We start from the raw sequence: 19,790 nt of genomic DNA on the forward strand, positions 1-19,790 counted from the left end.
GGCCCCGGCCACCGTAGGGAGGTGAAGTCCTGCAGCGGCCGGCGGATCGCCTTCGGCCTTCGGGATGCCGGATCGACGCGATGCCAGGAGCGGCGCGTCACCCCGAGGTCCGCGTGGCCTCGGCCTTCCGGCCCGAGCGCGAGGAACAGCGCATATGACCCAGGCCCGACCCGGAATGGACCGGTCCCCCGACGGACCGGTGGAGCCGGCCGCACAGCCGCGGCACGACCGCCGCGGAGCCGTCGCCGACCTGCGGCGGATCGGGATCGATCCGGATTTCTGGTATCCGGTGGCCGTGTCCCGGAAGCTGCCCAGGGAACGCACCTTCGCCGCCGTCTTCGCCGGTGAGCGGATCGCGCTCTACCGCGGCCGCAGCGGCCGGGTCTACGCGTTGGAGGACCGCTGTGCGCACCGCCAGGTGCCGCTGAGCCTGGGCGTGGTGGAGGCGGAGACGCTGCGCTGCTGCTACCACGCCTGGGCCTACCGCGGGAACGGCCACATCTCGCAGATCCCGTACCTGCCCAAGGGGTGCGAGCGGCCGCCGCGCGGCGTGCGGTCCTACCCGGTCCGCGAGGCCTTCGGCCTGGTGTTCGTCTTCCCCGGCGACCCGGCGAAGGCCGAGGCGGCGCCCTTCCCGGTACTGCCCGAGTTCCACGCGGCCACGCACCGCACCATGACGTTCTCCCGCACCGTGCGGTGCCACTACTCGTTCATGCACGAGAACCTGCTGGACATGAACCACCAGTTCCTGCACCGGGGTGTGCTGGGCAGGATCCAGCCCGAGCTGCTGGGGTACGAGAGCGGTCCGCGGTTCGTCGAGGCCCGCTACCTGTTCGTCCCCGCCGGAGGGAAGAAGGACCGCGGCGCCGGTCTGCTGTCCGCCGAGGGGCTCGGTGGGCGGCAGAGCCCCGACGTGGTCACCATCCGCACCGAGTACCCGTACCAGACCCTCCAGGACGTGCCCGACGGTGCCGAACTCCCGGCGTTCTCGCTCTGGGCCACCTACGTCCCGGAGGACGCCGAGCAGCGCACCTGCCGCGCCTACGGCCTGCTGATGATCGCGAAGCCGCCCGTCCCCGGGCTGATCCACCTGGCCTGGCCGCTGATCCGGCGCTTCACCGAGCGGGTGTTCGCCCAGGACCGGATGGCGGTCGAGGCCGAGCAACAGGCCTGGGACGAACAGGGCGAGGACCGCAACCACGAGGTCTTCCCGCTGATCCTGGACGTCCGCGACGTCCTGCGCAGCAACGGCGTGCCGCTGCCCCCGCGGCCGACGGTTGACGGTGCCGCGGAGGGGCCGTTCGGGTCGTGACCGTCAGCCCGCTGCCAGGATCTCCACACCGCACGCCGTGAGTCGCTCGACGACCGCGTCGCGGGGGTCGGCGTCGGTGATCAGTCCGCTGACCTTCTCCCAGGGCAGCACGCGGAACCGTGAGGCCGTGCCGATCTTCTCGGAGGAGGCGAGGATGTAGGTGTCCGCGGCCCGTGCGGACAGGGCTCGCTTCATCGCGGCCTCCTCGGCGTCCGCGGTGGTCAGTCCCGCTTCGGGGTGCACGCCGGTGACGCCGAGCAGGCAGAGGTCGGCGGAGACGTTCTGCGCGGCCTCGACCGCGGCGGCACCGCAGGCGACCGCCGAGTGCTTGAAGACGCGGCCCCCGAGCAGGAAGAGCTCCGCCCGCGGATGGTCGAGCAGGGCGACGGCGACCGTCGGGCTGTGGGTGATCACGGTGCAGGCCAGGTCCTGCGGGAGCGCGTGGACGACGGCGAGGGCGGTGGTGCCGCCGTCCAGGATCAGCGTGCCGCCCGGCCGTACCAGCGCGGCGGCCACGGCGGCGACCTTCCGCTTGCCGTCCGGGGCCACGCTCTTGCGCGCGGCGTAGTCCACCACCGCCGGGGATGCGGGAAGCGCGCCACCGTAGACCCGCTGGCACAGTCCCTCGGCGGCGAGATCGCGCAGGTCGCGCCGCACGCTGTCCTCGGAGATCCCCAGTTCGGCGGCGACGTCCTTGGCGACGATCTTGCCCTGGCGAGCGAGCAGACCGAGCAGGTGGTCGCGCCGTTCAGCAGCCAGCATCCGCATTCTCTCCTGTTCTTGCACGTTTCTGCATGTATCGTAGCGCCCGTGACCGACCACCCCATGCTCATCCCGATCGCCGGCCCCTACCGCTCCGGCACCGACGGCGACCCGCAGGAGACCAGGTGACAGCCCGCCCCGGCATCGACACCCCCGACCACCGCGGCCGCACCGGCCTCGACCGGGCCGGACGCGACCTGAACCGCAACCCCGACATCCGGGTCCGCGACGTAGAACTCACCTCGCAGGGCTGGCACGTCCTACGGCGCACCACCTTCGACCACCGCCGCCGCGACGGCCGTTGGGAGACCCAGCAGCGCGAGACCTACGACCGCGGCGACGGTGCCGTCGTGCTGCCCTACGACACCCGGCGCCGCCGTGTCCTGCTCACCCGCCAGTTCCGCTACCCGGCCTACGTCAACGACCATCCCGACGGGATGCTCATCGAAGCCGCCGCAGGACTGCTCGACGCGGACGACCCGGCCACCGCCGTCCGACGCGAGTGCGCCGAGGAACTCGGCGTCACCCTCGGCGCGCTCACCCACGTCCTCGACGCCTACATGAGCCCCGGCTCCGTCACCGAACGCCTCCACTTCTTCGCCGCCCCCTACACCCCGGCCGACCGGACCGGGACCGGCGGCGGACTCGAGGAGGACGGCGAGGACATCGAGGTCCTCGAACTGCCCTTCACCGAAGCCCTCGCCATGACCCGCGACGGACGCATCACCGACGGGAAGACCATCCTGCTCCTGCAATGGGCAGCCCTGGACGGCCCCTTCGCCCCCGCGCCGGGCGGCCACTGACATCGCGCACCAACAGCCGCCCTGCCATGCGGCCCGTACCCAGCAGGCAAGCAGGAAGGGCCACGGAGGAGTACTCCGTGGCCCTTCCTCGTCAGCGGCCCGGTGGCGTGGGCCGGGATGTCACAGGCGCTCGGGGACGGGGTTGCCGACGGCCTCGATGGCGCGGCGGACGGGGACCTTCACCAGCACGGCGAAGCCGATCACGAAGAAGACCAGCAGGGAGATGATCGCCGAGCGGTAGCTGCCGGTGATCTGGTAGGCGAGGCCGAAGACCAGCGGGCCCATCCAGCTGGTGCCGCGGTCGCTGACCTTGTAGACGCTGAAGTACTCCGCCTCCCGGCCGGCCGGGATGAGGTGGGAGAAGAGCGAGCGGGAGAGTGCCTGGCTGCCGCCGAGCACCAGGCCGATCATGCAGGCGAGGGCGAAGAACCAGGCGGGCTGGTGGGCCGGCATCAGGTAGCCGAGGGCGAGGGTGATCACCCAGCCGACCAGGGAGCCGAGGACGGTCCGCTTGGCGCCGTACCGGCGCGCGATCCGGCCGAGCAGCAGGGCGCCGCCGATCGCCACGATCTGGACCATGAGCACGGCGGCGACCAGCGAGGTCTGGTCCATGCCGAGCTCCTCGCTGCCGTAGAGCGAGGCCTGCGAGACGACGGTCTGGATGCCGTCGTTGTAGCAGAGGAAGGCGCCCAGGTAGAGCAGCGTGAGCGGGTACTCGCGCATGCCGCGCAGGGTGCGGGCGAGTTCGCGCAGGCTGCCGGCGGCGGGTCGGTCGGGCACGGCCGCGGCGCGGGCGGCGACCGCACCGGCCCGGGAGGGCAGCCGCAGCAGCGGGACGATCGTGAACAGCGCCCACCACAGCCCGGCCGAGGCCAGGCAGATGCGCACGGCGGTGCCGGAGGACAGGCCGAGCGCGTCGTGGCCCTCGAACAGCGCCAGGTTGGCGACCAGCAGCAGGCCGCCGCCCGCGTAGCCGTAGGCCCAGCCCTTGGAGGAGACCGCGTCGCGCTCGTCGGGGGCCGCCAGGCCCGGGAGGTAGGCGTAGGAGAGCGCGACCGACACCGCGTACGCGATGTTGGAGACCACCAGCAGCGCGCCGCCGAGCAGGTAGCGGTCGCCGCCGAGGAAGAACATCCCCATCGTGGCGATCGCACCGATGTAGGCGAAGCCGCACATCAGCTCCTTGTGCCGCCCGGTGCGGTCCGCGATCGTCCCGGTCACCAGCATCACCGCGACCGAGATCAGCACGGAGAAGGAGACCGTGTACGGGAAGAACGACCCCGCGCGGATCGTCAGACCGAGCGGGTGCACGTTGCCGGACGCGTCCGCGGCGTTCTTGGCGATCGAGGTCAGGTACGGTCCGAGGAAGACCGTCAGGACGGTGGCCGAGAAGGCCGCGTTGGCCCAGTCGTTGACGTACCAACCGAACTGCATCCGGCGCAGGTCCCGGCCGTCGGCGGCGGTCGCCGGTCGGTCCGGCGCTTGGGCCTTGGTGTTCATGGGGCTCCTATCACTGTGCTGGAGCCGGTGCTGCCGTCGGTCCAGCAGCCGCGCTCGTCGAGAACATCCCGCAGGACATCGATGCGATCGGCCATGATGCCATCCACACCGAGGTCGAGGAGAGCCCTGATCCGGGTGGGGTCGTCCACGGTCCAGACGTGCACCCGCAGGCCGAGGCGGTGGGCGGTGCGCACGAAGGCCCGGTCGACCACCGGCACGCCCAGGTGCCGCTCCGGCACCTGGGCGCACACCCCGGCGAACGGCGCCGCGCTCCCCCGCAGCAGCGGACCGGCCAGCGAACCGGCCAGCGAGCGCAGCCGCAGTCGGGCCACCTCGCGCGGGCCGAGCGAGGTGGCCAGCCGGGGGCCGGCGGCGGCGCGGACGGCGGCGAGGCGGCTGTCCGAGAAGCCGCCGACGCAGACCCGGTCCCAGGCGTTCGTCCGGCGGACCGTCTCGACCAGCGGCCCGACGGCCGGCGCCGCCTTGACGTCGATGTTGAAGCGGGCTGCGGGGAACGCGCCGAGCAGGTCCTCCAGCAACGGCACCGGCTCGGTGCCGCCGATCCGGGCCTGCCTGACGGTCTCCCAGGGCAGTTCGGCCACCGCGCCGGTGCGGTCGGTGACCCGGTCGAGGCGGGAGTCGTGGAAGGCCAGCAGGACGCCGTCGCGGGTGGCGTGCACATCCGTCTCGAGGTAGCGGTACCCCAGGGCGACGGCGGCCTCGAAGGCGGCGAGCGAGTTCTCGGGGTGGCCGAGGTCACCGCCCCGGTGCGCGAAGGCGAGCGGCCCCGGCTGATCGAGGAAGGGGTGGTGCATGTCGCGCTCCGAGCTGCTGAGAGGGGGACCCGCCGGGCCCGCACGCCGGCAGAGCTGCCCGCTCCGACGGCATCTCGGACCGCGCGCGTTACAGTATGACGCACCCTGTCAAGCAGTAACGCCGCGGTGCTGGGACAGCGCCTCGGCCGACGACGGGCACCCGTGCCGGGAGGTGATCCGGTGTCACCGGCCGAGCAGGCCGCCGCCGGCACCTCCGGATGTGGTGCCCCGGACCGGCCGGGCGCCTCGCGGGCTACCAGGTGAAGCCGAGCCCGCTGGTCGCGGCTTCGAGCCGAGGCGCGGTCAGCACGAGCTCGCGCACCAGCGGATGGCTGCGCACCAGCTGGGGAGCGCGACGGTCGGCGGCGAGCAGCTCGCGCGCGGCCTGATCCCAGTTGCCGGCCCGGGTGTGCGCGCGGGCGCGGTCGATGCCGTGCCGGGCCTGCCGCTCGGTCGGCAGCCCGGTCAGGTCCACCCCGCGGACGCGGTCCAGGGCTTCGATGTCCTCGCCCAGCTCGAGGGCCGCGTGGACGGAGTGCAGCGCCCATTCGCCGGTGCCGAATCCGGTCCGGTCGAGTTCGCCGGCGCCGGTGTGCGCGACCGCCGCCGCGGCGTCGGCCAAGTGCAAGGAGGACTCCGCCTGCCGCCCTCCCTGTGCCTCCACGACGGCTCCGACGAGGTGCAGCGTGCCCCAGATCCGCCAGGCCTGCGGACCCGAGCGGCCAAGGATCGCATCCGTCCCGGACAGTCCGGAGTCGATCAGGGCGGCCGCCTCCCGTACGGCGCCGGCGGCCAGGCAGACTTCCGCGCCCAGCCACTGGGCCGCCGCCGTCTCGACCGGATCCGCGCGGACCGCCACCCTCGTGCGGGCCTCGTTCGCGGCCAGGGCGGCCAGGTCGGGCGCCCCCAGTCGCTTCGCCAGCATGGCCGTCTCGTGGAGCGCCCCGACGAGCAGACCGGCCGAGGTCGCATCCGCATCCGGGTCCGCGCTCGGATCCGGCGGTCCCGCGTTCAGGCCGTCCAGCAGCAGGGTGAGCTCGGCGGCGAGGTCGGCGTAACGGCCTGCCGCGCGCAGGCGGACCGCTGCGCCGAGCCGGTTGCGGAGCCGTTCGACCGGCTCGGCGGGCCCTGCCGACGGGGAGGACAGCCCGGTGCGCAGGACGGCCGGGCGCAGCGCCGCGAGCGCCCGGTGGGCGGGGGCGGCTTGGGGGTCCTCGCGCCCGCAGGGCAGTCCGAGGAGGTCGCCCGGGGCGACGCCCAAGGCCTCGGCCAGGGCGTGGATCATCGCGTAGCGGTCCAGCCGCTGCCGTCCCGATTCCACGCCTTTGAGCCACTCGGTGTTGCGGCCGACCGCTGCGGCGAGCTGGGCGCGGGTCAGGCCGAAGGCCAGCCGGAAGCGTCCGACCCGCTGTCCCACGCATGGCCCTGCATCCACGGCAACCTCCGGTCGTGTGCGCTCCGGTCCCCCATGGACCCGTGCGGGCCCCGGAGGTGTCCGTCCTGATCCACGGTACGAGGGGAGACCCTCCTCAGGCGGCGAGCAGCTCTGCCAGCAGGTCGACGGCTCCGCGCAGATCGCGGGGGCGCAGCACGCCCTGGGTGCTCCGGATCCCGGCCCAGCCGGGGCCCGCGGTGAGCAGGACGGGGCGGGAGCGCGATCCGCGGCCACCCCAGACGGTCTCCGCCGCGCGGTGGGCCAGGGCCCGGTCGGCGGTCCGGCGGGCCTGGGACCAGAGCATGACGGCTGCCGGGCCGGTGCGGCGCACCGCTTCCAGCAGTGCCTCCGGTGGCACGGCCGGGCCGAACATCCGGAACGGGAGTCCGCGTTCGGCGAGGCCCGCGGCAACGGCCTCCAGGGGAAGGGTGTGCAGCTCCGCGGGCATGCCGGCGAGCAGGACGGGCGGGCTGCCGGACGCCGCGCCCGGACGGTCGGCGACCCGCCGCAGGGCGCTGGAGACGTGCCAGGACAGCAGGTGCTCCACCTCGACGTACCGCTCTCCCTCGGCCGCCCACTTCCGGCCGGCCGCGCGCAGCGCCGGCATCATCACCTCGGTCCAGGCCGTGACCGGACCCAGATCGTCGACCGCCGCGCGGAGGATCCGCGCCACCTCGGGGGTGTCCAGCCGCACGGCGGCCCGGGCGAGCCCCCGGCACTCGGGCCGGACCTGGCCGACCGGCAGGGCGTTGCTGCCGCCGGGCGCCTTCGCACCCGCCGTCGGGCCCGGCGTCGGGCCCGTCCTCTCCGGGCCCTCTGTTTCCGGGCCCTCCGCTTTCGGGCCCTCTGTCGGCCGCGCTTCGACGGTCGGTGCGGGGCCGAGCGCCGCCCGCGCCGCCTCACCGGGGGGTACGCCGCGGGCGGTCAGCCGGCACATGGCCTCCAGTGCGGCGATGTCCTGCGGGCTCCAGCGGCGGTGGTGCCCGGCTTCCCGGTGTGCCGGGCCGATGCCGTAACGGCGTTCCCAGGAGCGGATGGTGGTCGGCGACACGCCCAGCCGGCGGGCCACCCCGCCGGTGGTGAGGCTCACCGCGGCGCGAGCCGGCCGGGGCGTGGCGGGCGTGGCGGGTGCGGCATCGGCGGCGGTCTCGGGCACGGTGCCGAGCCTACGGCGACCCGACGGCACGGCGCCGTACGGTGCACCCGGCGTGCCCGCCATGCCCTCCATGCCCTCCATGCCCTCCATGCCATCCAGGCTCACCATCCGAGGATCCGGCCGACGGCGAAGCCGACGCAGCTGATCACCATGGTGGCGATGACCAGCAGCGGGACCCATCCCGGCCAGGCGGTGTGCAGTTCGGGCGCCTCCGGGGTGGAGATCCCCGCGCAGGTGGAGGCCTCGCACTCGGGTGTCTCGATGGGCTGCGCGCCGGTGGCGGCCGGGTGGGCGGGCGCCACGACGGTCTCGGTCGAAGCCATGGTGAACCTCCGGGCGGGTACGGACCGGTCAGCGGCCCTGGAAACGGGCGAGTCAGACGAACGTGGCGACGAGCGCCCCGGCGGCGACGGCGGCGGGCAGCCCGGCGAGCGGGGCACCGGCGGCCGCGAGGAGCACCCCGGCCCCGGTGACCGAGGTGAGCAGAGCGACCGCGACCACCAGGGTCGACGGCCGCCAGGCGAGCCGACGCAGCCGTCCCAGCGGGCGTCCGAGCTGCCGGTCGAGGCCTGGCTCATCCCGGCGCAGCCGCTCCTCGATCGTGTTCAGCAGTCGCACCTCGTGCGCGGTCAGCGGTACGGCCACGGCGGGCCCACCTCCTCGCTCCGGTCCGGGTCGCCCCGGCACTTCCAGCGTTCCCCGGATGTCGGACAGGGGCATCTCGCAGCGTTTTCGCAGCGCCTGGCGCGGCTGCCCGGGTGGGCCGGTCAGGCCGCCGGGCCGTCCGGCCGGCGCGGGCCCAGGGTCGCCGCCGCGGCAGGGGGCCGGTGCCCCGCCGGCGCGGTCACGGGGTGGCGGTGCCGCCAGTACGGGTTGTCGTGCGGCAGCTTGGCGCTGACCCGGCCGTACATGCCGAAGGTCGCGATGAGCAGGCCCATGGCGAAGCTGAAGATCACGTTGGGGATCCGGAAGCTGAGGACGTTCGCTCCGGAGTCCAGCAGGGCCAGGTTGACGAATCCGCTGAGCACGAACAGCGTGCCCACCACGATGTTCACGGTGGAGGCGATGTTGCCGCCGATCACCGCACCGGCGATGAGGGCGCCGGCGGTCACGATGGAGATCAGGCTGAGCAGGCCGTTGCTGGAGAGGCCGGCGACCGGCTCGCCGCTGGTGCTGAAGAACGCGAGACCGTCGGCGAGGCCGAGGCAGCCGAAGACCAGCAGGGCCGCGCCGCACAGCCCGGCACCGACGCGGTAGACCCGTGCCAGCCGGTGGTCGACGGGGAGTTCGTCGCGGAAGTCCATGAGCTCGCTCCGTTGCGGTCGTGAGGACGGGATCCTTCCGCCCCACCGTCGGGGCCGCCCCGCCGGCCGGCCAACTCGCAGCGTTCCCGCAGCGCTTGCGCACCCGCGGGGACGGCGGCGGGCGGCCGGCGGCCGGGATCACCAACCTCCGCTCCCCGGACCGCCCTTGAACGGGCCGCGGATCTCGGAGGTGATCCATCCTCCGTAGAAGTCACCCTCCTGCGGGTGCACGGTCTCCCCGTCGACGGCGCAGCGCTCCACCCGTGCCGGATAGAACGCGAAGTAGCCCCGGATCCTTCGGAACGCGGGCGCCGGGGCGGGATAGGACCAGGCCGCCTGCTCGCAGCTCCGCCCGCCGACCCGCAGGTCCCAGTAGGCCGCGCTGCCCTTCCACTCGCACAGACTCCGTCCCGCCGCGCGGTCGAGGAACTCCGTGGCCACGTCCTCCGGCGGGAAGTACCAGACCGGTGGATGGCTGGTCTCCAGCACCCGCAGCGCACGGCGGGTGCTGGCCACCGACCGGCCGGCGAACGTCACTTCCGCCAGCCGGCCGTACGCCTCGTCGATCCTCGGCGGCCGCGGGTAGTCCCACACCGACTCGCCAGGCCGGGCAGCCATCGTCATCACCCCACTTCGAGCGGTCGGTTCGTGAGCGGGCGCGCACGGCCGCTCCCGGCGGAGCGCGGGTCGTCGACGGCGAGCGGGTCGCGCAGCCGGATCAGGCCGTCGCGCATCCGGGTCTTGACCGTGCCCAGCGGCGCGCCGAGGATCTCCGCGATCTCCGACTGCGAGAATCCGCCGTAGTAGGCCAGCACCAGCGACTCCCGCTGCACATAGGTGAGTTGGCGTAGGGCACGGCGCACCTGCTCGCCCTCGAACCGGCGCTCGACCTGGTCGGCGACCTCGTCGTGCACCGGGTCGAGGGAGCCGGCGGCGGCCCTCCGGTCACGGTCGGTCGCCGCCTGCGTGGCCCGCACCCGGTCCACCGCGCGCCGGTGCGCGATGGTCAGCACCCACGGCATCACCTCACCGCGGTCGGGCCGGTAGCGGGCGGCGCTCCGCCACACCTCGATCATGACCTCCTGCGCGACCTCCTCCGCCTGTGCCGGGTCGCGCAGCACCCGCCGCACCAGCCCCAGCACCGGCCCGGCCAGCGCGTCGTACACCTGCGCGAAGGCGTCCTGATCACCCCGCGCGACCAGGTCGAGCAGCGCACGCAGGTCGCCCGCAGCGGAGCGGCCGAGTCCGGCCGGGTGGCCGGCGGCGCCCCCGGGCCGGCCTTCGGCAGAGCACTGCACCGGGACCTGGTTCACGCCGCCAGCCTGGTCGCGACGGCAGGCGCCAGGCCACTCGCACCGTTGCTGCATCGATCCGGCCGCTCGACCCGGGAGCGGCCGCCCCGGCGCCCCGGGCCGGGCCGGTCAGCCGGATCCCGCCGCTCCGGTACCGGTGCCGGCCTGCTCGGGCCGGCCGGGCCACCAGAAGCGGCGGCCGGTGAGCAGCGCCAGCGCGGGCACCAGCACCGTACGCACCAGGAGGGTGTCGAGCAGGACGCCGATGCCGACGATGGTGCCGATCTGGGTGAGCGTGATGAGCGGCAGGACGCCCAGCACGGCGAAGACCGCGGCGAGCAGGATGCCGGCGCTGGTGATCACGCCGCCGGTGGAGGCCAGGGCCCGCAGGACCGCGCTCCGGGTGTCGTGGCCGGCGAGGGTGTCCTCCCGGGCACGTGCGACGAGGAAGATGTTGTAGTCGACCCCCAGCGCCACCAGGAACAGGAACGACAGCAGGGGGACGTTCGTGTCGAGGGCCGGGAAGTCGTAGACGGTCCGGAAGAGCACCCAACTCGCGCCGAGGGCCGCGAAGTAGGAGGCGATGACGGTCGCCACGAGGAGCACCGGGGCGACCAGCGCACGCAGCAGGCCGACCAGGACGAGCAGGACGATCACCAGGACCAGCGGGACGACCACGCGGGTGTCGTGGGCGTCGGCCCGCGCGGTGTCGTAGGCCTCGGCGGTGGCGCCGCCGACCAGCGCTCCGGCGCCGGGGACGCGGCCGACCGTGTCGCGCAGCAGCTCGATGCTCCGGTCGGACTCGGCGGTGCCGGGTGCGGCGGCGAGGATCACCTCGGCCCGTGCGTACCGCTCGCCGGGCGTGCCGCCGGCTCCGGCGCTGACGGAGGCGACGCCGGGCACCTGCCGGGCGGCCCGGGCCACCTGGTCGGCCGAGGCCGCCGCGGACACCAGGGTGAGCGGGTCGACGGCTCCGGCCGGCCGTACGGCGGCGAGGGTCCGCTGCCCGAGGACGGCCTCGGGCGTCCTGCGGAAGGAGTCGGCCTGGGCGAGGCCGGTGTGCAGCCCGAGCGCGCCGGAGGCCAGCAGGAGGAGTACGGCGGTGCCGGCCGTCGCGACCTGGGCCGGCCGCCTGGCGACGGCGTGGCCGATGCGGGACCACGGTCCGCGGCGGTCGGCCGTGACCGCGTCGCCGACCCTCGGGACCAGGGGCCAGAACAGCCGGCGGCCCGGCAGGACGAGTGCGGCGGGCAGGACCACCAGGCCGAACAGCATGGCCACCAGGATGCCGACCGCGCCGGCGAGGCCGAGGCCCCGGTTGCCGGTGAGTTCGGCGGTGAGCAGGGTGAGCAGGCTGAGGACGACGGTGCTGCCGCTGGCCAGGACGGCGGGCGCGGTGCCGCGCCAGGCGCGGGCCATGGCGGCGAACCGGTCCTCGGTGAGGTGGAGTTCGTCGCGGTAGCGGGAGACCAGTAGGAGGGCGTAGTCGGTGCCCGCACCGAACACCAGGACCGAGAGGATGCCGGCCGCGGAGGCGTCGACCTGGACGCCGGCGTGCGGGGCGAGGACTCCGACCAGGATTCCGGCGACGCGGTCACCCGCACCGACCACGAGCAGCGGGACCAGCCAGAGGATCGGGCTGCGGTAGGTGATCAGCAGCAGTACCGCGACCACGGAGGCGGTCGCGATCAGCAGGTCGGTGTCGGCGCCGGCGAAGACCTGGGCGATGTCGGCCCGGAACGCGGGGCCGCCGGTGACCTCGGCACGCAGCGGCGCCGGGAGGTCGCGCCCCGCGGTGGCCCGGATCTGCCGGACGGTCTCGCTGTTGCGGTCGTCGGCGGCGTCGGCGGGCAGCAGGACCGCGACGGTCGCGACCAGGTCCCGGACGATCTCCGGGCGGGCCGCGGCGGGGGCGAGCCCCAGCGCGCCGAGTGCGCCGGAGCGCTCGGTGACGACGGTGCGCTGGGCTTCGGTGAGGGTGCTGCCGTCGGCGTTGCTGTAGACGACGATCGCCGGGGCCGCCGCACCGGCGGGCAGGGTCTTGACGATCTCGGCCACCTGCGCCGACTGCGAGGAGGCCGGCAGTCCGACCCCGGTGGCGTCGGTGGTGGTGGCATCGGACGGGCCGAGCGCGAACGCCGCGCCGACCCCGATCACGGTGAGCAGCAGCACGAGCCAGGCCGTCGTCCGGGGCCGCTTCGGGCTCCCGGGCGCGGCGGTCGGCGGGGTGTGGGCGAGCCGCGGGGGAAGGCCGGCTGAATTGCGGGGCACGGGTACGCACTCCCAAAGTCATTAAGTAACTTAGCGATCTGTACCGTGCCAGAATTGCCGGCATGGCGCAACACCCCTCCCCCGGAGCAGCCGACTCATCGGACTCCGGTCGAGCGGCACCCCCTCCGCGAACCGGCGCACCCGCCGGCGACGAACTCTCGGAGGCACTGCGCGAGGTCCTGACCCTCACCCAGCTGGCCCGCGCCACCCTGTCCGAACGCCTCTCGATGCCGCTGACCAACGTCGAAGCGGTCGAACACGTCGCCATGGCCACGGGCGCCGGAGACCCGATCGGCCCGGTGGAACTCTCCCGCCGCCTGGGCGTCACCAGCGCGGCCGGCACCCAGTCGGTCAACCGCCTCGTCACCGAGGGCCACCTGACCCGCGCCCCGCACCCGCACGACCGCCGCCGCCAGGTCCTGGACGTCACCGACAGCGGCTTCGCCCATGTGATGGGCGAGCTCGCCCCCCTGCTCCGACTGCTGCACCAGGCGGGCGAGGGCCTCGACGAGGGCGAACGCGCGGCGGCGCGGCGCTACCTGAACAACGTGGCCGAGGCCTACCGCACCTACCTCACCTCGGGCGACGAGCAGGCTTGAGCAGGCCCCAGCTGCCCCGAAGCACCCCGGACCGGGCTCACCGGGTGTCGGCGCCGGTCGCTAGCGTGCAGCCGTGGCTGGCGGAGCCTGGTCGAGTGGCAGCAGCTGGACTTCCCGGCCCGGCAGGTCCCGGTCGCCCACGAGCCGCACGCCCGCACCCGCTGGATCGGTACCTACGAGGGCGGCCAGTTCTTCGGCGACGTCACCGGAGCGCCCGGCCCGCCCGGCACGATGGCCCTGCTGCACCGGTTCGACCCGGACGGCAACCACCTGGGCACCGACTTCTCCCCGACCGCCGAGCCGGACGCGGCGGAGCGCGCCCTGGCAGAACTGCTGGACGAGCTGCCCGGCGTGGCGTACGGCGCCATCCGGATCCGCCCGTTCGTGGCCGAGGCGTACGGGCTGGAGTGGGGGCTGATCGACGGCACGGCCGACCGCGACGGCCTCGAACACTACGAGCTGATGCCGCAACAGCTCGGCTTCGGGGCACCGTTCGACGGTCTGTACTGCACCTGGCCGGCGCGTGCAGCTGCGCCGGGTCGAGCTGCCGACCGGATGTGACATCAGCCACATCCGTTCCGTCGAATGACACTCAGCTATGCCTCGAATCACCCGAATCCGCAGGTCAAAGCCACAATCCGAGGCCCCGGACCGCCCCGGGGCCAGCCAAAACGATCTAGCTACCCACGGCGGTTAGAGCCTAGCCTGCCCGCCATGTCCCAGAACACGAACACCCCGGGTCTCCCCGGGCAGCCGGCCGCTCCGGCCGATGTCTCCGCCAAGGTGCAGCGCCAGGTACAGCGGCAGGCGGGCGTCGGACCGGTCTCCGGTGGCGGCGGCACCCTCTTCTCCGAGCCGGTCCTGGTGGTGAACCAGAAGGCCAAGCTGATCGAGCTGACCAACGAGTACTCGGTCTTCGACCAGCAGGGCGCCACGCTGGGCTCGGTGGTCCAGGTCGGCCAGAGCGGCCTGCGCAAGGTGATCCGGCTGCTCTTCTCCATCGACCAGTACCTGACCCACAAGCTGGAGATCCGCGACGCGCAGGGCACCCCGGTGCTGCTGCTGACCCGCCCGGCGAAGCTCATCAAGTCGCGGGTGATCGTGCAGCGTCCGGACGGCCAGGAGGTCGGCCAGATCGTTCAGCAGAACGCCATCGGGAAGATCAATTTCGCGCTGGAGGTCGGCGGCCGGAAGATCGGCGCCGTCAAGGCGGAGAACTGGCGCGCCTGGAACTTCTCCATCGTCGACGAGACGGACACCGAGATCGCCCGGATCACCAAGACCTGGGAAGGCCTGGCGAAGACGATGTTCACCACGGCCGACAACTACGTGCTCCAGATCCACCGCCCGCTCACCGACCCGCTGCTGAGCCTGGTCGTGGCGACCGCGCTGACCGTGGACACCGCGCTGAAGCAGGACGCCCGCGGCCTCGGCTAGCCGCAGCCCCGACGTAGTTTCGGGCCTACCGCCGGCGCCCTGCGCCCGGACCGGAGCACCGGGCGCGGGGCGCGGGGCGCCGGCGGGCGGTCAACGTCCTTGGAGGGACTTGACGTTGTCGCCGAAGGTCCAGCCCTTCGAACCGTCCCAGTTGATCGACCAGGTCATGAGCCCCTTCAGCGCACCACCGAAGGCGCTCCACGACTGGCCGACCAGACTCGGCGCCATGTAGCCACCGCCCGCGCCGGACTGGGCCGGCAGGCCGGGCACCTGCTTGTCGTAGGGCACCTTGATGGTGGTGCCCTGGATGGTCAGGCCGTTGTTCAGGCAGGTGGTCTGCGCGGTGAAGCCCTGGACGGTGCCGGCCTGGTAGGAGTCGCCGGAGCAGCCGTACATGCTGCCGTTGTAGTACTGCATGTTCAGCCACCACAGGCGGCCGTTGTCGACGTACTTCTTGATGATCGGCAGGTAGGCGCCCCAGATCGACCCGTAGGTGACGCTGCCACCGGTGACGTAGGCGGTCTCGGGGGCCATGGTGAGGCCGAAGCCGGCCGGCATCTGCGCGAGCACGCCGTCGATGATGCGGATCAGGTTGGACTGGGAGGCGGACAGCGTGGTGATGGTGCCGCTGCCGGACAGGCCGGTCTCGATGTCGATGTCGATGCCGTCGAAGTTGTACTTCTTGAGAATCGGGACGACGGTCGCCACGAACCTGTCGGCGACGGTGCTGGAGCTCAGGTCGATGCCCGCGGCCGCGCCGCCGATCGACATCAGGAGCGTCGCCCCGGCCGCCTTGGCCTGGCACATCTCGGCGGGGGTCGAGACCTTGACGCCGGCGTCCATGCCGTCCTGCCACAGGACGGTGCCGTCCGAGAGGATCACCGGGAAGGCGGCGTTGATGACGTTGTAGCCGTGCGCGGCGATCCGGCTGTCCGTGATGGGGACCCACCCCATGCCGGGGTGGACGCCGTTGGCGGCGCCGTCCCAGTTCTCCCAGTACCCCTGCAGGACCTTGCCCGACGGACGCGGCTTCGTGGGGCAGGTGTCACCCGGCGGCGTGGTGGTGGGCGGGGTGCTCGTGGGCGGCGCAGTCGTCGGCGGGGCAGTGGTCGGCGGCGTGCTGGTGGGCGGGGCGGTGGTCGGCGGGGGGCTGCTTCCGCCGGGGCCGGCGAGCGAGACGTCGTCCGCGTAGTACGCCGGCTGCCCGTACCAGCCGTGCACGTAGACGGTCACCGAGGTGGTGCTGGCCCCGGTGGTGAAGGTGACGGCGAGCTGGCCGTACGAGGCGTTGTTCGGCGTCCAGGTGGACAGGGTGCCGGTGAGGCCGGTGCCGGTGGCGCCCAGGTAGACGTAGCTGCCCTGGACGTAGGCGCTCAGCGTGTACTGGGAGTTGGGCTGCACGCTGATGGTCTGGGTGCACTGGGCGTTGTCCTGGCCGGACGGGGTCGCCTTGAGCGCGGCGGCTCCGGCGTGGACCGGGCTGCCGACCGCCGCGCCGGAGCCGCCGGAGCAGTTCCAGTTGGACAGTCCGTTCTCGAATCCGGGGTTGGCCACCAGGTTGGTGGTGGCAGCCCCGGCCGTGACGGAGCCGACCACGGCGATGCCGGCGCCGACGACCGCGGCGGCGCTCACCCCGGCGAGGAAGCGCCGCAGGACGGGCGCTCCCCGCTCGGCGTGGCTGGGCCGGTGCACCTGCGACGCGCGTTCCGGGTACGGACGGAGATCGCCCGACGGACGTGGAGTACGGAGCCTCCGACGGAACATGCTGTGCTCCCTTCCCACCGGGCGTCATGGACATGACCGACGCGTGGGGGCGCGACGCCCGGCTCTGGGTGAGGTGGGGACATGTGGGGCTGTGCCGAACCGGATCGTAGGAGGGGCGACCAGGCGCGTCAATAGGTCTGGACCAATTGTGGAAAGTGCGGCGGCCCGGATCCGGACTCGCCCGCTGTTGTACCGTCAGAGCGTGACCATCTCCGCCTCGGTGCGCCTCGCCACCTTCAACGTCCTGCACGGGCGGCAGCTCCTGGACGACGGCCGCCCGTCGACCACCGACACCGCCACCGTGCGGCCACTGATCGACGCCGTCGCCTCCCTGGACGCCGACGTGCTGGCGCTGCAGGAGCTCGACCGCTTCCAGGAGCGCTCGGGCCGGGTGGACCAGGCGCGGGCGATCGCCGGGGCGACCGGTGCCACGGACTGGCGCTACGCCTCGGCCTTCCACGCCCGGGCCATGCCGGGCCGGACCTGGGTACCCGACCGGTCCGAGCCGGGCCTGCGGACGTACGGCCCGCGAGGCACGGGGCACGACGGCGAGGTGCCCTCGCACGGCATCGCGCTGCTGTCCCGGCTACCGGTACTGAACTGGCGGACCAAACGGTTCAGCGCGCCTCCGGTCGCCCTGCCGCTGCGGGTGGCCGGGCGGCCGGGCCTCACGGTGATCCGCGACCATCCGCGCGCGGCACTGGCCGCCGTACTGGAGGGGCGGCGCGGCCCGTTCACGGCGGTGGCGCTGCACCTGTCGTTCGTCCCGGGGTGGAACGTCCGCCAACTCCTCGCCGTGCACCGCTGGATCGCCGACCTGCCCCGGCCGCACATCCTGCTCGGCGACCTCAACATCGTCGGCGCGATCCCCGCGGCCACGCTCGGCGTGGCCGAGCGGCTCACCGCGCCGAGGCGCTCGACGCCCCGGCCCGGCTGGCGCGACCTGGCCCGCATCCCCACCTTCCCGTCGCACCGCCCGCTGGTCCAGTTCGACCACATCCTCGCTGCCGGCCTCGGGCCGCACCGGCCGGCCTCGGTGCGGGCGCCCAGGATGCCGATCTCGGACCACCTGCCCCTGGTGCTCGAACTCCCGCTGTAGCCCCGCCGACGCGCGGCACCGGCCGCTCGCCCCGTCGGCGTCGAGGTCGGCGCCCACGACATTCCGATGCCGGCCCCGGCCACCTGCGACGAGCAGGCCCGAAGCGAGGCGCTGCCGTCGATCCCACCGCGGTCGCGACCTGCGTCACCAGCGCCGCCTCCAACGGGATGAACAGGGCGATCAAAACGACGCCGTTCATCCATCGGGAGATGCATAAAGGATTCATATAAAACTGCTATGCTTCAGGCATGAGTCGCCGAGACGCCGCGCACGGCGCTTCCGATGCCATCGGGTCAGCCCTCTACGGTCTGGCCACCAGGGCCGTGAGACGCCTTCCCCGCGACATGAGCCTGACGTCCGCCGCCACCTTGGCCACCCTGGACAAGACCGGCCCGCGACGGATCACCGATCTGGCGGTGGCCGAGGGCGTCACCCAGCCCGCGATGACCGTCCTGGTCCGGGTGATGGAGGAATCCGGGCTGGTCGAGCGGAAGGGCGATCCGGCCGACAAGCGGGTCACGCTGGTGTGCCTGACCGAGGCCGGCGCGTCGTACGTCCGGACGCGACGCCAGGCGGGCGTCGACGCGTACGCGCGGTTGATCGACGAACTCACCGGTGACGAGGTCGAGGCATTGGCAGCAGCCCTTCCGGCGCTGCTGCATTTGGCGGAGCTCGAAAGCCGCGCCCGAGAGGAGTCGGACCGGTGACCGCGGCCCAGGCTCATGACCAGCCCATGAGCACTGCCCCGATACGTTCCGAGGCACGTCCGCTGGTCCCCGCCCTGGTGTTCATCGCCCTGGTCGTGGCGGCGGTCGCCAGCCTCGGGACGCCGCTCATCACCAGCGTGGCGACCACGTTCCACGTCTCCCTCGACAGCGCGCAGTGGACGCTGACCATCGCCCTGCTCAGCGGCGCCGTCGCCACACCCGTCCTCGGCCGGCTCGGAGCCGGTCCGCACCGGCGGGCCGCGATTCTCGCCACGCTGGCGATCGTCGTCGTCGGCAGCGCGCTCACCGTGCTGCCGCTGCCGTTCGCCTGGCTGCTCGTGGGCAGAGCGGCCCAAGGCGTCGGACTCGGTCTCACGGCGCTGATGATGGGCGTGGCCCGCGACCATCTTCCCGAGGAGCGCAGCGCGGCCACGATCGCCCTGATCTCAGTGGTCTCCATCATCGGAGCCGGCGTCGGCTACCCGCTGGCCGCGCTGCTCGCCGAGTTCGGCGGACTGCGGGCCGCCTACGGCCTCGGCCTGCTCGTCACCGCCATCGCCTTCGTGACCGCGTGGCGCTCCATGCCCGCGGCTCCCGAAGGCCGCTCCGCTCACGTGAACGTGGCCGGTGCGCTCGTCCTGGCGGGTGGACTGCTCCTCGTCCTGTTCCTGGCCGGCGAGCGGAGCCTGTGGAGCCGACACCTCGCCGTGGCGGTGACCCTTGCCGTCGCCGCCGTACTCCTGCTCTGCGTCTGGACCGTTTCCGAACTGCGAACCAAGACGCCCCTGGTCGACGTCCGGGCGGTACGGCACCCGGCGGTCGCCGGGGCGAACATCGCCATGTTCGTCGGCGGGAGCGGCATGTACCTCCTGCTCACGCTCATCACCCGCTACGCGCAGACGCCGCACAGTGCCGGCTACGGCTTCGGACTGACCACCTTCGCGGCGGGGCTGGTCCTCGTCCCGTTCTCCGTACTGGGGTTCGTCGCCGGCAAGCTCACGCCGCGGGTCCGGACACGGATCGACGGCCCCCTGCTCCTGGCCGGCAGCGCCGCCATCGTCGGCGGCGGGTTCGCCCTGTTCGCCACCGCCCGGTCCAACCTGGCCGAACTGCTCGCGGCCATGGGCGTGCTGGGCTTCGGCGTCGGCAGCTTCTCGGCCGCCATGCCCGGCGTCATCCTGGCCGTCACTCCCAAGAGCGAGACGTCGAGCGCCATGAGCTTCAACTACATCGTCCGCAGCGTCGGGTACTCCCTGGGCAGCGCCATCGGCGGTCTGGTCCTGGCCGCCGGCACCGCCACGGGCCGCCTCTTCCCGAACGACGACGCCTACACGACCGCGGCGCTGGTCGGCGTCGCCGCGATGGCGATCACGACGACGGCCGGCCTCGCCCTCGCCCGGCGACGCTCACCCGGGACCAATCCGATCACAGCCCCAGTCGGTGTGCCGGGCCCGGGCCGATCGAGTCGAACCGGAAGTTGAGGATCGAAGCCGTCCGACGTCGACGCCGTCTCCGTCGGCTCGCTGACCCACAG

At 73.3% G+C, this 19,790-nt stretch carries 19 protein-coding genes and 2 pseudogenes; 8 read left to right on the forward strand and 13 right to left on the reverse strand.

Annotated elements, in window-relative coordinates; all coding sequences use genetic code 11:
* The first annotated feature begins 154 nt into the window (after positions 1-154).
* Complete coding sequence (locus AB0K43_RS20355; RefSeq protein WP_363641628.1) at positions 155-1,312, forward strand: aromatic ring-hydroxylating dioxygenase subunit alpha; 1,158 nt, start codon at positions 155-157, stop codon at positions 1,310-1,312.
* A 3-nt stretch (positions 1,313-1,315) separates the two neighbouring features.
* Here AB0K43_RS20355 and AB0K43_RS20360 read toward each other — a convergent pair whose 3' ends face one another.
* Positions 1,316-2,074: a DeoR/GlpR family DNA-binding transcription regulator gene (locus AB0K43_RS20360; RefSeq protein ID WP_363641630.1), complete on the reverse strand. Its 759-nt coding sequence runs from the start codon at positions 2,072-2,074 to the stop codon at positions 1,316-1,318.
* Between the two features lie 125 nt (positions 2,075-2,199).
* Here AB0K43_RS20360 and AB0K43_RS20365 point away from each other — a divergent pair, with 125 nt between their 5' ends.
* Entirely contained in the window at positions 2,200-2,877 is a 678-nt protein-coding gene (locus AB0K43_RS20365) for an NUDIX domain-containing protein (RefSeq protein WP_363641632.1), read from the forward strand.
* A 120-nt stretch (positions 2,878-2,997) separates the two neighbouring features.
* On the opposite strand, the gene AB0K43_RS20370 is transcribed toward AB0K43_RS20365, so the two are convergent.
* The 10 genes from AB0K43_RS20370 to AB0K43_RS20415 all read right to left on the reverse strand — a co-directional run bounded on the left by AB0K43_RS20370 (position 2,998) and on the right by AB0K43_RS20415 (position 12,650).
* Complete coding sequence (locus AB0K43_RS20370) at positions 2,998-4,377, reverse strand: MFS transporter (RefSeq protein ID WP_363641634.1); 1,380 nt, start codon at positions 4,375-4,377, stop codon at positions 2,998-3,000.
* Positions 4,374-5,192: a glycerophosphodiester phosphodiesterase gene (locus tag AB0K43_RS20375; protein ID WP_363641636.1), complete on the reverse strand. Its 819-nt coding sequence runs from the start codon at positions 5,190-5,192 to the stop codon at positions 4,374-4,376. Before AB0K43_RS20375 ends, AB0K43_RS20370 begins: the two co-directional genes overlap by 4 nt.
* A 253-nt stretch (positions 5,193-5,445) precedes the next feature.
* Positions 5,446-6,609, reverse strand: coding sequence for a helix-turn-helix transcriptional regulator (locus tag AB0K43_RS20380; RefSeq protein WP_363641638.1), 1,164 nt, complete (start codon positions 6,607-6,609; stop codon positions 5,446-5,448).
* Between the two features lie 112 nt (positions 6,610-6,721).
* Positions 6,722-7,891, reverse strand: coding sequence for a MerR family transcriptional regulator (locus AB0K43_RS20385; protein WP_363641640.1), 1,170 nt, complete (start codon positions 7,889-7,891; stop codon positions 6,722-6,724).
* Entirely contained in the window at positions 7,885-8,106 is a 222-nt protein-coding gene (locus AB0K43_RS20390) for a hypothetical protein (RefSeq protein ID WP_363641642.1), read from the reverse strand. The genes AB0K43_RS20385 and AB0K43_RS20390 overlap by 7 nt, the downstream gene beginning before the upstream one ends.
* A gap of 52 nt (positions 8,107-8,158) precedes the next feature.
* Positions 8,159-8,428, reverse strand: coding sequence for a DUF3040 domain-containing protein (locus AB0K43_RS20395; RefSeq protein WP_363641644.1), 270 nt, complete (start codon positions 8,426-8,428; stop codon positions 8,159-8,161).
* A 122-nt stretch (positions 8,429-8,550) separates the two neighbouring features.
* On the reverse strand, positions 8,551-9,087 hold the full coding sequence (locus AB0K43_RS20400; RefSeq protein ID WP_363641646.1) for a DUF4383 domain-containing protein: 537 nt from the start codon (positions 9,085-9,087) through the stop codon (positions 8,551-8,553).
* Between the two features lie 138 nt (positions 9,088-9,225).
* A complete protein-coding gene (locus AB0K43_RS20405) occupies positions 9,226-9,705 on the reverse strand; it encodes a DUF427 domain-containing protein (RefSeq protein ID WP_363641648.1) in 480 nt (159 codons plus the stop codon).
* Positions 9,706-9,710: 5 nt separating this feature from the next.
* Positions 9,711-10,307 (reverse strand): ECF RNA polymerase sigma factor SigK, encoded by a 597-nt coding sequence (gene sigK / locus AB0K43_RS20410; RefSeq protein ID WP_363641736.1) that lies wholly within the window; start codon positions 10,305-10,307, stop codon positions 9,711-9,713.
* A gap of 201 nt (positions 10,308-10,508) precedes the next feature.
* On the reverse strand, positions 10,509-12,650 hold the full coding sequence (locus tag AB0K43_RS20415; protein WP_363641650.1) for an MMPL family transporter: 2,142 nt from the start codon (positions 12,648-12,650) through the stop codon (positions 10,509-10,511).
* 62 nt (positions 12,651-12,712) lie between these two features.
* On the opposite strand from AB0K43_RS20415, the gene AB0K43_RS20420 reads away from it, so the two are divergent.
* The 3 genes from AB0K43_RS20420 to AB0K43_RS20430 all read left to right on the forward strand — a co-directional run bounded on the left by AB0K43_RS20420 (position 12,713) and on the right by AB0K43_RS20430 (position 14,686).
* Positions 12,713-13,249 carry a MarR family winged helix-turn-helix transcriptional regulator gene (locus AB0K43_RS20420; RefSeq protein ID WP_363641652.1) on the forward strand — a complete coding sequence of 179 codons (537 nt, stop codon included), beginning with the start codon at positions 12,713-12,715 and terminating at the stop codon, positions 13,247-13,249.
* 231 nt (positions 13,250-13,480) lie between these two features.
* On the forward strand, positions 13,481-13,810 hold the full coding sequence (locus AB0K43_RS20425; protein WP_363641654.1) for a hypothetical protein: 330 nt from the start codon (positions 13,481-13,483) through the stop codon (positions 13,808-13,810).
* A gap of 153 nt (positions 13,811-13,963) precedes the next feature.
* Positions 13,964-14,686 carry a phospholipid scramblase-related protein gene (locus AB0K43_RS20430; RefSeq protein WP_363641656.1) on the forward strand — a complete coding sequence of 241 codons (723 nt, stop codon included), beginning with the start codon at positions 13,964-13,966 and terminating at the stop codon, positions 14,684-14,686.
* Between the two features lie 90 nt (positions 14,687-14,776).
* Here AB0K43_RS20430 and AB0K43_RS20435 read toward each other — a convergent pair.
* Positions 14,777-15,733, reverse strand: a pseudogene (locus tag AB0K43_RS20435) (chitinase); the annotation flags it as partial.
* Between the two features lie 174 nt (positions 15,734-15,907).
* A pseudogene (locus AB0K43_RS20440) lies at positions 15,908-16,450 on the reverse strand (carbohydrate binding domain-containing protein); the annotation flags it as partial.
* A gap of 202 nt (positions 16,451-16,652) precedes the next feature.
* On the opposite strand from AB0K43_RS20440, the gene AB0K43_RS20445 reads away from it, so the two are divergent.
* From AB0K43_RS20445 to AB0K43_RS20455, 3 genes are all read left to right on the forward strand, one after another.
* Entirely contained in the window at positions 16,653-17,549 is an 897-nt protein-coding gene (locus AB0K43_RS20445; RefSeq protein ID WP_363641658.1) for an endonuclease/exonuclease/phosphatase family protein, read from the forward strand.
* Between the two features lie 344 nt (positions 17,550-17,893).
* The gene (locus AB0K43_RS20450; protein WP_363641660.1) at positions 17,894-18,256 is read left to right on the forward strand and encodes a MarR family transcriptional regulator; all 363 of its coding nucleotides are present in this window, start codon (positions 17,894-17,896) and stop codon (positions 18,254-18,256) included.
* Positions 18,257-18,282: 26 nt separating this feature from the next.
* Positions 18,283-19,737: an MFS transporter gene (locus AB0K43_RS20455; protein ID WP_363641662.1), complete on the forward strand. Its 1,455-nt coding sequence runs from the start codon at positions 18,283-18,285 to the stop codon at positions 19,735-19,737.
* Positions 19,738-19,790: the final 53 nt, after the last annotated feature.

Source organism: Kitasatospora sp. NPDC049258, from assembly GCF_040678895.1.
In the GTDB taxonomy this organism is placed as follows: Bacteria; Actinomycetota; Actinomycetes; order Streptomycetales; family Streptomycetaceae; genus Kitasatospora.